We start from the raw sequence: 13081 nt of genomic DNA, 5'->3' as shown, positions 1-13081 counted from the left end.
ATGGCAGAATTTACATTGTCTCAAGTACTGGAGGCCACAAAGGGGACGAGTGCACATACCGATAATATTAAGTTTTTAGATGTGTCTACTGATACAAGAACTATTGAATCAGGCTTTTTATTTGTAGCCTTAAAAGGTGATACCTTTGATGGCCATGATTTTATCAATGCGGCTATCGAAAAAGGTGCTACAGGGGCTATCGTTGAAAAAGGACGTTCTGTAGAAGGTATTGCTTGCATCGAGGTAGACAATACTTTGGTAGCATATCAAAACTTAGCACGATATCATCGTCGCCGCTTTGATATTCCTGTAGTTGCTATTACTGGTTCCTCTGGTAAGACTACGACAAAGGAAATGGTGGCAGCCGTACTTGGCACAGAATTTAATGTATTAAAAACTGAGAAAAATTTTAATAATGAAATTGGCTTACCAAAAACACTATTGCGCTTAACTGCTGAGCATGAAGCCTGTGTTGTTGAAATGGGTATGCGTGGGCTCGGACAAATCGAAGAACTGGCCTTGATTGCAGAACCAACGATGGGGATTATTACTAATGTTGGTACTAGTCACATCGAGCTTTTAGGTTCTCGAGAAGCCATTGCCGAAGCGAAAGGTGAATTGATTCGTTGCTTGCCTGAAAACAGCGTGGCTATCCTTAATGAAGATGATCCATATGTAAAAGCTATGGATCGTTTAGCTAAGGGTAAAACAATTACCTATGGTATTGAACGGAATGCTACTTGTATTGGTAGCCATTTGCGCTATAAAAAAGACGGTATTAAGTTCACTTGTAAGTGTTATGATGAAGTTTTTGATATCTTCTTGCCTATGATTGGTGAACACAATGTATATGATGCATTGGCGGCTATTGTTGCAGGCCGAGTGCTAGGCATTAAATCTAACACAATTCGCAAAGGTTTGAGTGAGTTTAGTGGAACTCCAATGCGTCAAGAAATCGTTCCATTTGAAGATATTGTTATCTTAAATGATGCTTATAATGCAAACCCTTCATCCATGGCAGAAGCTATTAAAGCACTTGGCCAATTAGAAGGTAAGCGTAAAATTGCGATGCTAGGCGATATGCTCGAGCTCGGCGACTTCTCTGAAGAAGCACATCGTGAAATCGGCCATTTGCTTGCTGAAGAGGGTTATAGTGTTGTATTCACCTTTGGTGATGCTGCTGCTTTCATTGCAAAGGAAGCAAAAAAAGCGGGTTTAACTACATTCCGTTGTAACAGCCATTTAGAAATGGCCAACGCATATAGTGATATTCGTGAAAAAGGGGATGTTATCCTTGTGAAAGGTTCCCGTGGTTTACGAATGGAGCGCGTTGTTGAAGAATTAAAGGGTCGAGAATAATAGGTAACGGCTAGTTATATCTAGCCGTCCTATTTATTAATAAGTAGAGGATTCATATGATAAATCACATTCTATTAGCCTTCGTAGCGACTTTCATCATTACGGTAGTGCTAGGTAAAATTGCTATTCCTATGTTGCGTTCTTTGCACGCACAACAAAGTATTCGTGAAGAAGGCCCTGAAAGTCATCAAGCAAAAGCCGGTACGCCAACAATGGGTGGTGCTTTCATGATGGTGGCCCTTGTTATTGGCGTGGCATTGTTTGCACCATGGAATGTGGGCACAGGAATGTTATTATTTTTAACACTGGGTCATTGTTTATTAGGTTTTTTTGATGATTTTGTAAAAGCTGTAAAAAAACGCAATCTTGGATTAACAGCGAAGCAAAAATTACTTGGACAATTTATATTGGCTGCTGTATTCTGTTATTGCATTACTGAGATTATGGTTGTTCCTACCACATTATGGATTCCTGTTGTAGATACACAATTACAATTGGGATGGGGTTATTATGTATTGGCATTTTTGATTATTGTAGGAGCTACAAATGCAGTAAATTTAACCGATGGTCTTGATGGTCTTGCTGGTGGTACATCAGCAGTGGCGGCGATAGCATTCTCTGTTATTGGTCTGATGGCTGCATCGATGACAAATTCTATTGGTGCTGAAAGTGTTGCGTACTTCGGCGCTATAATAGCAGCTGTATGTCTTGGCTTTTTGGTATATAATGTGAACCCTGCAAAAGTATTCATGGGGGATACAGGCTCTTTGGCATTAGGTGGTGCCTTTGCAGCAATGGCTATTTTAACTAAAACAGAATTGCTACTTGTGGTGATTGGTGGCATTTTTGTTATGGAAGCATTATCTGTTATTATTCAAGTTATTTCTTTCAAAACACGTGGTGTGCGTGTTTTTAAGATGAGTCCTATTCATCACCATTTTGAACTTTCCGGATGGGCAGAACAAACAGTTGTTAATCGCTTCTGGTTTGGTGGAGCTGTTTTAGCCATTATTGGTGTACTTTTAGCGACTATAACTTTATAAGATAATACTTAACGGAAGTTGTAAATAATGGTATGCTTATTAGATAGGATACATTAATTTTATAAATAGTTTAGGTGATATAGATGGAATATGGAGATAAACATATACTTGTTCTTGGAGCTGGAGCCAGCGGTATAGGTGCATCCTGGGTATTAGCCCAAGTGGGTGCGCATGTTGTGTTAAATGATTATAAGCCTATGACACTGCCTACGGCTGAGGAGAAACGACTCGTTGCGGCAGGGGTAAATATTATTACAGGACGTCAAGATGAATCCTTGCTAGATGGCGTGGATCGTATCGTTATTTCTCCAGGTATTTCTTTAGACATTCCGATTGTAAAAGCAGCACATGCCCGTGGTATTGACGTGGTCAGTGAAGTAGAATTAGCTTATGAAGTATCTAAATCACCTATCGTAGCTGTTACTGGTACAAATGGTAAGACTACGACAACAACCTTATTAACTAAAGTACTAGAAGGCTCTGGAAAACCAGTTCACGTCGGTGGAAATATTGGGGATTCCCTTAGTGAAGTGGCGTATTCTATGCCTGCAGGCGGTTTTTTGGTAGCTGAATTATCTAGTTATCAATTAGAGACAATCAAGTATTTTAGGCCTATTGGGGCTATTATGCTCAATATTACTCCAGATCACTTAGCTCGTCATAAGACGATGGAAAACTATATTGCTGCGAAGGAACGCATCTTTGAAAATCAATTAAGTACAGATTATTTAGTGTTGAATATAGATGATCCCGTTGTAGCTGATATGGAACATCGTTCGCCTAGTCATATTCTAAAAATTAGTCAAAAAAAAGCCGTAGAGAATGGCGCTTATTATGCTGATGGGCAATGTTATATTGCTAAAGATGGGGTAGCAAAATTTGTTATTGGAAATGAAGATATTCATATTCCAGGCAGTCATAATATTGAAAACATATTGACCGTTATTGCTTTATCTCATGCATTGGGCGTACCTGTAGAAACAATTCATCGTATTATTAGTGAGTTCCATGGCGTTGAACATCGTTTAGAACGCGTTAAGACGATTGATGGTATTACATTTTATAATGATTCTAAAGCGACTAATGTAGATTCTGTGGTTAAAGCATTAGAATCCTTTGATCAACAAGTTATTCTATTAGCTGGTGGTCATGATAAAATGACGCCTTTAGAAGACTTCATGGAGTTAGTTAAGGAGAAGACTAAAGCTGTTATTTTCATGGGGGAAGCAGCAGATCGTTTTGAGACGGCTGCAAAAGAGGCTGGTGTGAAGCCGATTTATCGTGCTTTATCCATGAAAGAAGCCGTAGAACAAGGCTATAAATTGGCAGAGACTGGCGATATTGTGCTATTATCTCCGGCTTGCTCAAGCTTTGATTGGTACAGCTGTTTTGAAGAGCGTGGAGATGACTTTAAACGTTGTGTTCATATGTTGCAAGAGGGAGGACACCATTAATGAAACGTGTTATTATTTCAGGTGGTGGCACTGGTGGACATATATATCCAGCAATAACTATATATAAGGAAATTATGAAACAAAATCCTGATGCAAAGGTGTTATATGTTGGTACCAAGCAAGGTCTCGAGGCTACATTAGTTCCTAAAGAGGGGATAGAGTTTACTACGATTTCTGTGCAAGGCTTGCAGCGTCAATTATCGTTAGGTACATTAGTTACATTAGGTAAAACTGCTTTAGGCATTGTAAAAGCTAATGCTATAGTTTGTAAGTTTAAACCTGATGTGGTTATTGGTACTGGTGGTTATGTATGTGGGCCTGTTCTCTTGGCTGCAGCATTACATAATATTCCTACTATAATTCAAGAACAGAATGTCATAGCAGGTATTACTAATAAAATTCTGAGCCGTTTTGTTGATGTGGTAGCCCTAGGCTATAAGGATGCAGAAGCATCGTTTTCTAAAGCAAAGCGCGTAGTCTATACAGGGAATCCTGTTCGTCCAGATGTGCTAGTTGATTCGAGAACAGAGGGACGTAACTATTTCAACTTAAGTGATGATACTTTTACAGTACTCATAGCTGGAGGTTCTCGAGGGGCGAGAACTATTAACAATGCTATGATAGATGTACATAAACACTTCCAAGGTGTGAAAGGTATTAAATTAATCCATATTACGGGAAACGGAGAATATGAATCTGTTTTATCCCAATTGGGTATTACCGATGGGGATGGTTTAGGTAGTTCATCTTTGATTTTGCCGTATTTACATGATATGCCAAAAGCACTAGCAGCAGCCGATTTAGCAGTATTTAGATCTGGTGCTATAGGTCTAGCAGAATTAGCAGTTCGCGGTATTCCATCCGTATTGATACCGTATCCATACGCAGCGGAAGATCATCAAACCTATAATGCACGTATCTTTGTACAAGAAGGGGCGGCTCATATGATTGTAGATAAAATGTTGAGTGCTCACGATTTAATAGGGGAAATCGAGATGTTTATGGCCAACCGTGATTTGTTGGCACAAATGGGAGACCGAGCATTGCAATTGGGGAAACCGAATGCGGCTCATGATATTGCAAAATTAGCTTTATCTATTGCAAAGTAACAAGGAGAGGTTTTATGTTAGACGGTATTCACAAAATTCACCTTATCGGTATTGGTGGATCTGGTATGCGTGCGATAGCGAATATTTTGATTCAAAAAGGTTATGATGTATCTGGTTCAGATATTGCTGAATCTGCAGTGATTTCTAAGTTTAGAGATATGGGTGCCACGGTGCATATCGGTCATAATAAAGAATATGTAAATGGTGTTGATGCCATAGTTCGTTCTACAGCGATTCGTGAAGACAATCCTGAAATTGTTGCCGCTAAAGAGCAAGGGATTACCATTTTACATCGTTCTGATATTGTAAAGGCTGTATTAGATGTAACAGATGGTATCGCAGTAGCTGGTGCGCATGGTAAAACATCTACAACTTCAATGATTGGACAAATTTTAGTGGAGGCTAATGCGGACCCTACGGTAATTATCGGTGGCGAAGTAGATTATCTCAAAGGTAGCAGTTGTCTTGGGAAAGGACATTTTTCCGTTGTGGAAGCGGATGAGAGCGATGGTTCATTTTTAAAATTGCGTCCACATACTATCGTTATAACTAATATTGAAGATGATCATATGGATCATTATAAGACTATGGATAACTTGTTAAACGCTTTCTGTGAGTTCGTCGAAACGTTACCAGAAGCGGGCAAGGCTATCGTATGTGGTGATAATGAAAATATTCGTTATATTATGAGCCGCGTAAAACGTACTTTTATTACATATGGTTTAGAGGATAATAATGATTATGTAGCAAAAAATATTCATTATGTGGACTCTTCCTTGGTATATGATGTATATCATAAAGGTATTAATATAAGCCGTATCAGCTTGCGCGTGCCTGGAGAACATAATGTATTAAACTCATTGGCAGCCTTTATTGTGGCTCATGAATGTTGCGGTGTAGAAAATCGCTTTATTACAAAAGCGTTAGGTAAATTTATCGGTGCAAAACGACGTTTTGAAACAAAAGGTCATGTTGCTGGCGTCTGGGTTGTCGATGATTATGCGCATCATCCAACAGAAATTAAAGCGACCTTAAGAGCAGCAAAAGAACTTGAAAAACATCGCGTTATTTGTGTGTTTCAACCGCATCGGTATACACGTACAAGCTTGTTGAAAGATGAATTTGCCACTGCTTTTACAAGTGCTGATGAAATATATATGACAGATATTTACAGTTCTGGTGAAGATCCGATTGCAGGTATCGATGGACGTACTATTCCTGACGCTGTTGAAGCTGCTACACATAAGGTTGTACATTATGTACCATCTGTTGATGATATACCGGCTGTATTGGCAAAAATTGTGCGACCTAACGATCTGGTTATAACAATGGGGGCTGGTTCTATTAATCAATATGGACCAAAATTATTAGCTATATTGGAGGAAGGCTTACAATGAAAGATAGAAAAATAATCGTATTGATGGGTGGCCCTTCCAAAGAGGCTGAAGTATCTCGCCGTACTGGCGCTGCTATTGCGGAAGCACTCGAAAGTAAAGGGTATAATGCCCAAACATTAGAACTTAATCCTCGTACGGTTTTAAAAGACATTGAATCCTTAGGTGGAGAGATTGTATTTAATGCAATTCACGGTCGTTATGGTGAAGATGGTGCATTACAAGGCTTACTTGAAATGGCTGAAATTCCATATACTGGATCGGGCATCATGGCTCATGCGGTAGGAATGAATAAAAAAGTAAGCAAAGATGTTTTCAAAGGGGCTAATATTCCAACAGCTACTTCTGAATCCTTTAATGGTAATTTAGAATCTGCAGAAGCTATTATAGGACATATTCGTAAACAGTTTACGATTCCTGTAGTGGTGAAATCTGCTACTCAAGGCTCTAGTATTGGCGTTACCATCGTTCGTGATGAGGCACAATTGGAGGCTGCTGTTACAGAAGCGCTAAAATATGATCCGATTCTTGTAGTAGAGCAATTTCTTGATGGTCGCGAATTTACAGTATCCGTTCTTGACGGAAAGGCATTGTCAGTAATTGAAATCCGTCCACATTCTGGGGAGTATGACTATACCAGTAAATATACTGTAGGTGCTACAGAATATTTAGTACCTGCGCCTATTAGTGAAGAAATGACTGCTGAGATGCAGCGCATAGGGGAACTTGTGTATCGTGAAGTACAAGGCAGTGGGGTTATTCGTGTTGATATTATGACAGACCATGCAGATAATATGTATGTTCTAGAATACAATACTGTGCCAGGTATGACAGCAACGTCTTTAGTACCAAAGGCAGCTAAGGAAATGGGAATTGACTTCCCAACATTATGTGAAAAGATTCTATTAACAGCTAGTATAGGGAAATTTTAAAGGCTGAATAGAATATAAGGAGTTATCTATGGATGATAAGCAATACCATCCATCCAACTCTGGGGAGATGCAGTCTTCTACACCTGTTCAAGATGAACGGGCTGTATTTAGAAAACGAGTGTTAAAAATCGGTGGTGCAGTTACTCTCGTGTTGGTGGGATTGTTTACACTACCTATTCCTTTTGGATCCTTAAAAATTGTAGGATCGGATAAGGTAACTGTACAAGATGTAATGGTAGCAGGGGATATTCATGAACCTGTAAATATATTGCAAATTAGTACAGAGAAATTAAAAAATAGATTGGCGAAAGACTTACGGGTTGAAGAGGCTCAAATTAGTTATCAATTGCCATTTACAATGGTCGTACGTGTCATAGAACGCAAAGCTGTTGCAGTTGTACCAGCTCAGTTTGGCTATCTAACACTTGATAGTAAAGGTCAAGTGATTGCATCAGAGCCTGCTATACAAGATACGTCGGTACCAATGATATCAGGAGTTAAGGCGGGAAATATTTTATTAGGTGATACCGTTGTGGATAAACCTATTTTAGCGGCTCTTGAATACTTGAACTCTCTTGATGAAAGCACCTTCAAGAATATTGCAGAAGTCAATATAGGAGACCCTGATGCAATAATGGCGTATACCGTATCGGGGGTACAAATTCGATTAGGAGATAGTAAAGACTTACCTAAAAAAGCCGAGTTAACTCAGTCTATGTTACAAGATATTAAGACAACACATAGCAATGTACAATATATAGATGTTAATGTTTCATCGCCATATATAAAAACTGATGTAATACCGGAAGTTAAAAAGCATCAGTCTGGAACAAAGAATACAGAAGATTCATCTACTAAGAAGGATGATACAAAACAAGATAAACAAGGTCATGTTGAAGATAAAAGGTAGATGATTGTCGTGAGACACGAACGGTGGGCAATAGCCTTAGTCAGCTGTATATTGGGCTTCATGGTTGTTACTCAATATAAGATGACTCAAGATAATATAGAAGAAAATATCCGTTTACAACGGGCTGGTGATTTAGCCGTACAATTGCGAGAGGCTCAAAGTGAACGTGATGCATTGTTAAAACAAATAGAAGAACTTAAACAGTCTGGTGCTAGTAGCAATGTTAAAGCAGATGAACAGTTGATGATGAAAGCAGCTTTAACTAATGTTAAAGGTACGGGTGTTAGTGTATTAATTGAGGATAGCTTAAAGCCAATTCAAAGTGGTGAAAATCCTAATTTATATGTAATTCATGATGAGGATATTTTACGTATTGTTAATGAATTGCGAGCTGGTGGGGCTGAGGCGATAGCTATCAATGACCAACGTCTCATAGGGACTTCTGAAATACGATGCTCTGGTCCGACTATTACTGTGAATGGTAAGGTTTTTGGGGCTCCTTTTACAGTTAAAGCGATTGGTGATCCAAAAACATTAAATTCTGCGCTCACTATGCGAGGCGGTGTGGTGGATTCCTTGAAACACTGGGGCATAAAGGTAACCATAAAGGAAGAAAATGAAATAGCTATTCCAGCTTTTACAGGAACCTTTAGAGAAGAGCATATAAAGCCTAATGAAACAGGAGGTAAAGAATGAATATTTATATCTTTGCCATTGTTGGTTTAATTGTAGGTACTACATTAGGGTGGCTTTCACCATTTCATATACCTATAAGTTATGCGAACTACACATCAGTTGCTGTTCTGGCTGCACTAGATGCTGTATTTGGTGGTAGCCGTGCTGCATTGGAACGAACCTTTGATCTTAGTAATTTTGTGCTTGGGTTCTTTTCAAATGTTGTGTTAGCTGTTATTCTTGTATATGTAGGTGACCTCATAGGAATTAACCTATATTACGTAGCTCTTATTGGCTTTGGATTGCATGTATTTATTAATGTAGGCGCTATACGAAAGATTATTATGACTAAGCGATTCTAATAAATCACATTCTATATAGTGGAAAGTTTTTAAATTTTAGTGTAAAATAAATGTAATTGTTATAAGATTGTCAGTATATAAATCGATACATTGGGACGTATATTGATACGATAGATAACGATAAGAGGAGGAAGTTCAATGTCTGATTTTGCAAATATTAAAGTTATCGGTGTTGGTGGCGGCGGTAATAACGCTGTTAATCGCATGGTAGATAGCGATCTTAAAGGTGTTCAATTTTTATCCGCTAATACTGAAAGCCAAGTGCTTGAATTATCTAAAGCGGATGTAACGATTCAAATTGGCGAGAAGGTTACAAAAGGTCTTGGTGCAGGCGCAAATCCACAAATCGGTGAAGAGGCTGCTCAAGAAAGCCGCGAAGAAATTATAAAAGCTCTTGAAGGTGCTGATATGGTATTCGTAACTGCTGGTATGGGTGGTGGTACTGGTACAGGTGCTGCTCCTATCGTTGCAGAATGTGCTAAAGAAATCGGTGCATTGACAGTCGGCGTCGTTACTAAACCGTTCGCATTTGAAGGTAAACGCCGTCGTGCACAAGCGGAAAAAGGCATTGAATTCTTGACTCAAAAAGTAGATACTATTATCGTTATTCCTAATGATAAATTGTTGCAAGTTGTAGATAAAAAATGTTCCTTAAGCGATGCATTCCGTACAGCTGATGATGTACTTCGCCAAGGTATCAAGGGCATTTCAGACTTGATTCAAGTTCCTGGCTTGATCAATCTTGACTTTGCAGATGTTAAAACTATCATGACTGAACAAGGCGAAGCATTGATGGGGATTGGCGTTGGCGAAGGTGAAAACCGCGCTGCTGACGCAGCTAAAATGGCTATTAATAGCCCATTGTTGGAAACATCTATCGATGGTGCAAAAGGCATCTTACTCAATATTTCCGGTAGTGCTAACTTAAGCTTGTTTGAAATTAATGAAGCTGCCGAAATTATTTCTGAAGCGGCGGATCCTGATGCAAATATTATCTTCGGTTCCGTTATCGATGAAAGCTTAGGCGATACAGTTCAAATTACTGTTGTGGCAACTGGTTTTAATTCAAATACTAAGAATGTACCTGAATTCGGTAAAACAACAACTACATCCCGTCCGGCATCCACTACAAATACTAACAGTGGTATCCCTGATATCCCTGTATTCATGAAACGCTAATTTATAGATTGTATAATTACTATACCTATCGATTAGTAACTTATTAAGACATACCGTTGGTATGTGTATAGGAGGTAAAAATGAAGAAATTAGTATTATTAACTTTAGCAGCTACAGTTGTAGCCGGTAGTGCATTTGCTGCAGCTCCTGTAACGAAAATTAGTGATGGATCCACTAAGGTACAAGCTGATTATGCTTTTAAACAACACGTATCTAATGGTGGTGGCAATAGTAATGATGGTTTCGGTGTTTCTTTACAACACGACCTTTCCAATAAAGCCGCATTACAATACTCTTACGATAAATTAAATGCAAAAAATGGTGATATTAAAGATCATCAATTAGCATTGGTTTATAAAGTACATCCAAATGTAAATTTATATGGTGCAGGTACTGCGATTCGTACAAATGATACTGAACTTGGTTTCCAAGCTGGTGTTATCGGTCATGTACCTTTGACTAATAAAGTAAACGGCTTTGCTAAGGCTGGTTGGGGTAATGATATTAAGCAAACTTATCAAGTAGGTGCTCAATATGAAGTACGCCCTGATGTAGATTTGAATGTATACTATGGCTATGATAAATATAGTGTAGATAGCAATGATAAAACTGCAAAAGGTTTACACGCTGGTGTAGGCTATTCCTTCTAAGGATGATGATGACCACTCTTTTGAGTGGTCTTTTTTTATATATTTACTGTTTTATTGTATATTTGTTAATTATTTTTCCTAAATAAGGTACTTAATATATTCTATATATATTTAATAAGTGGTGAGTTACTAATAGTTAGTTAAATCTTTTATGTATACAATATATTTACTGAATATACGTTGTATATTTAAATTAGTTTAGGTATGATAAATATGTAATATTCATTTCAGATAGGATGGTGCTAGTTATGACAAGTGTTGCTGCAAAGCATGCAAAAGGAAAAAAATTAAAAGACGTAATCTTCGTAACTGCTGGCCAAGCTCAAGCCGATGCTAAAGAAAATGGCCGTGAGAATGTTGTAAATGGTACTTTGGGTGCTATTCATGATGAAGAGGGAAACTTAGTTTTTCTTAAGACCGTTAAAGAAGAATATTTGAGTCTTTCGGATTCTGAACATGTTGGTTATGCACCAATTGCGGGCATTCCAGATTTTTTGTGTGCTGCTGAAAAAGAATGTTTTGGTAATTTCCGCCCAGAAGGACATATTCGTAGCATTGCTACCGCAGGTGGCACTGGTGGCATTCATCATTTGATTCATAACTATACAGAGCCTGGTGATGAAGTATTAACAGCGGATTGGTACTGGGGTGCATACCGTGTTATTTGTAGTGATACTGGACGTACACTAGTTACGTATTCCTTATTTGATGAACATAATAACTTTAATCATGAAGCATTCCAAAATCGTGTAAACGAATTGGCGGCTAAACAAACAAATGTGGTTGTTATCTTTAATACACCTGGTAATAACCCAACCGGCTACTCTATTGAGGATAAAGATTGGGATTCTATCCTTAATTTCCTGAAGGATTTAGTTGCTATTGGTCGAAATAATGTGATTATTGGTATTGATGTAGCATATCTTGATTACTCTGGTGAAAAAGATGAGGTACGTGCGTTCTTCAATAAATTTAGTCATTTACCAAAAGAAATTCTCACCTGTGTGTGTTATAGCTTATCTAAAGGATTTACTATGTATGGTCAGCGTGTTGGTGCGATGATTGGGATTTCTGACGATGAAGAAATAGCTGATGAGTTTTTCGAAGTTAACAAATCTACAAGTCGTGCCACATGGTCCAATATTTGTCGTCCCGCAATGCGTACAATGGCTAATATTGTGGCTGATCCAGCTAAGTTTAAGGAATATGAAGCTGAACGCAATTGCTATTATCAATTAATTCGCGATCGTGCTGATATCTTTAAACAAGAAGCAGCACAAGTAGGACTTCCTATGTTACCTTATCGCGGTGGCTTCTTTATTACAATTCCTACAGACTCTGCGAATGCTATCTGTGAAGAATTGAAAAAAGAGCACATCTATGTGATTGCATTAGCAAATGGTATTCGTATAGCAGCATGTGGTATTCCTAAATGTCAAATGACAGGTCTAGCTGAAAAAATTTATAATGCCATGAAACGTCTTGGTAAATTATAATACATAAGTAAATTATACTAAAAACCACTTGATACATGTATCAAGTGGTTTTTAGTATGTAGATATAAATTTGATTGAATAAATATAAAAGGATATTAGTAATGTAATCAATTTTGTTTATTTGTTACATTAGTGAATATCTTTATGCTCTTTAATGTCTTTATCAGCTTCTTTTGCCAAGTATTCAAGCGCTCGTTTAGGAGCGGTTCTTTCACCTGTTTCTGGGTCTATAAATTCAACGCGGTCCAAGGTGCTTGTAATTTGACCACGAATGAAGCTTAAGTAGATTTCGTATAGTTCTTTTTTTTCTGCTAACTCTTCTGGCATTAATTCTTGACCAGATTTTTTCTTTGCAGCTAGTTCATTTATTCGTTTTAATGTATCGTTAATATTACTCATATGCGCCTCCTGTATTCTATATTAGAATAGTATGTTTTATTATAACATAGAACTTAATGAATACGTATGGTAAGATATAAGTTGTACGCGTCTGTACTTTCACAGGTGAGAAAGGAGAA

13 protein-coding genes are annotated in these 13081 nt (G+C 38.0%); 12 read left to right on the top strand and 1 reads right to left on the bottom strand.

Annotated elements, in window-relative coordinates:
- The 12 genes from KH286_RS02585 to KH286_RS02530 all read left to right on the top strand — a co-directional run bounded on the left by KH286_RS02585 (position 1) and on the right by KH286_RS02530 (position 12563).
- Positions 1-1359, top strand: a complete 1359-nt coding sequence (locus KH286_RS02585; RefSeq protein ID WP_278451672.1) for a UDP-N-acetylmuramoyl-tripeptide--D-alanyl-D-alanine ligase — start codon at positions 1-3, stop codon at positions 1357-1359.
- 56 nt (positions 1360-1415) lie between these two features.
- Entirely contained in the window at positions 1416-2402 is a 987-nt protein-coding gene (mraY, locus tag KH286_RS02580) for a phospho-N-acetylmuramoyl-pentapeptide-transferase (RefSeq protein WP_004697364.1), read from the top strand.
- A gap of 83 nt (positions 2403-2485) precedes the next feature.
- A complete protein-coding gene (gene murD, locus KH286_RS02575) occupies positions 2486-3856 on the top strand; it encodes a UDP-N-acetylmuramoyl-L-alanine--D-glutamate ligase (protein ID WP_004697412.1) in 1371 nt (456 codons plus the stop codon).
- A complete protein-coding gene (murG, locus tag KH286_RS02570; RefSeq protein ID WP_004697093.1) occupies positions 3856-4965 on the top strand; it encodes an undecaprenyldiphospho-muramoylpentapeptide beta-N-acetylglucosaminyltransferase in 1110 nt (369 codons plus the stop codon). The genes murD and murG overlap by 1 nt, the downstream gene beginning before the upstream one ends.
- A 14-nt stretch (positions 4966-4979) precedes the next feature.
- The gene (murC, locus tag KH286_RS02565; RefSeq protein ID WP_004697353.1) at positions 4980-6362 is read left to right on the top strand and encodes a UDP-N-acetylmuramate--L-alanine ligase; all 1383 of its coding nucleotides are present in this window, start codon (positions 4980-4982) and stop codon (positions 6360-6362) included.
- Positions 6359-7291, top strand: a complete 933-nt coding sequence (locus KH286_RS02560; protein WP_004696208.1) for a D-alanine--D-alanine ligase family protein — start codon at positions 6359-6361, stop codon at positions 7289-7291. The genes murC and KH286_RS02560 overlap by 4 nt, the downstream gene beginning before the upstream one ends.
- Before the next feature lie 28 nt (positions 7292-7319).
- Positions 7320-8201 carry a cell division protein FtsQ/DivIB gene (locus KH286_RS02555; protein WP_004697214.1) on the top strand — a complete coding sequence of 294 codons (882 nt, stop codon included), beginning with the start codon at positions 7320-7322 and terminating at the stop codon, positions 8199-8201.
- Positions 8202-8897 (top strand): DUF881 domain-containing protein, encoded by a 696-nt coding sequence (locus KH286_RS02550; RefSeq protein WP_004697175.1) that lies wholly within the window; start codon positions 8202-8204, stop codon positions 8895-8897. It begins immediately after the preceding gene.
- A complete protein-coding gene (locus KH286_RS02545; RefSeq protein WP_004696202.1) occupies positions 8894-9238 on the top strand; it encodes a small basic family protein in 345 nt (114 codons plus the stop codon). Before KH286_RS02550 ends, KH286_RS02545 begins: the two co-directional genes overlap by 4 nt.
- Before the next feature lie 138 nt (positions 9239-9376).
- A complete protein-coding gene (ftsZ, locus tag KH286_RS02540; RefSeq protein ID WP_004697140.1) occupies positions 9377-10417 on the top strand; it encodes a cell division protein FtsZ in 1041 nt (346 codons plus the stop codon).
- 80 nt (positions 10418-10497) lie between these two features.
- Entirely contained in the window at positions 10498-11067 is a 570-nt protein-coding gene (locus KH286_RS02535) for an outer membrane beta-barrel protein (protein WP_004696198.1), read from the top strand.
- 248 nt (positions 11068-11315) lie between these two features.
- Positions 11316-12563, top strand: coding sequence for an aminotransferase class I/II-fold pyridoxal phosphate-dependent enzyme (locus KH286_RS02530; protein WP_004696196.1), 1248 nt, complete (start codon positions 11316-11318; stop codon positions 12561-12563).
- A 129-nt stretch (positions 12564-12692) separates the two neighbouring features.
- Here the strand turns inward: KH286_RS02530 and KH286_RS02525 are convergent, their stop codons facing one another.
- Complete coding sequence (locus KH286_RS02525) at positions 12693-12962, bottom strand: DUF896 domain-containing protein (protein WP_004697346.1); 270 nt, start codon at positions 12960-12962, stop codon at positions 12693-12695.
- Positions 12963-13081: the final 119 nt, after the last annotated feature.

Origin of the sequence: Veillonella parvula (assembly GCF_018378075.1) — a bacterium.
GTDB classification, from domain to species: Bacteria; Bacillota; Negativicutes; order Veillonellales; family Veillonellaceae; genus Veillonella; species Veillonella parvula_K.
This window is presented reverse-complemented; position numbering and strand designations above follow the sequence as displayed.

Coding starts and splice junctions, on each gene's coding strand:
- KH286_RS02585 (WP_278451672.1), top strand. CDS start 1: ATGGCAGAATTTACATTGTCTCAAGTACTGGAGGCCACAAAGGGGACG.
- mraY (WP_004697364.1), top strand. CDS start 1,416: ATGATAAATCACATTCTATTAGCCTTCGTAGCGACTTTCATCATTACG.
- murD (WP_004697412.1), top strand. CDS start 2,486: ATGGAATATGGAGATAAACATATACTTGTTCTTGGAGCTGGAGCCAGC.
- murG (WP_004697093.1), top strand. CDS start 3,856: ATGAAACGTGTTATTATTTCAGGTGGTGGCACTGGTGGACATATATAT.
- murC (WP_004697353.1), top strand. CDS start 4,980: ATGTTAGACGGTATTCACAAAATTCACCTTATCGGTATTGGTGGATCT.
- KH286_RS02560 (WP_004696208.1), top strand. CDS start 6,359: ATGAAAGATAGAAAAATAATCGTATTGATGGGTGGCCCTTCCAAAGAG.
- KH286_RS02555 (WP_004697214.1), top strand. CDS start 7,320: ATGGATGATAAGCAATACCATCCATCCAACTCTGGGGAGATGCAGTCT.
- KH286_RS02550 (WP_004697175.1), top strand. CDS start 8,202: ATGATTGTCGTGAGACACGAACGGTGGGCAATAGCCTTAGTCAGCTGT.
- KH286_RS02545 (WP_004696202.1), top strand. CDS start 8,894: ATGAATATTTATATCTTTGCCATTGTTGGTTTAATTGTAGGTACTACA.
- ftsZ (WP_004697140.1), top strand. CDS start 9,377: ATGTCTGATTTTGCAAATATTAAAGTTATCGGTGTTGGTGGCGGCGGT.
- KH286_RS02535 (WP_004696198.1), top strand. CDS start 10,498: ATGAAGAAATTAGTATTATTAACTTTAGCAGCTACAGTTGTAGCCGGT.
- KH286_RS02530 (WP_004696196.1), top strand. CDS start 11,316: ATGACAAGTGTTGCTGCAAAGCATGCAAAAGGAAAAAAATTAAAAGAC.
- KH286_RS02525 (WP_004697346.1), bottom strand. CDS start 12,962: ATGAGTAATATTAACGATACATTAAAACGAATAAATGAACTAGCTGCA.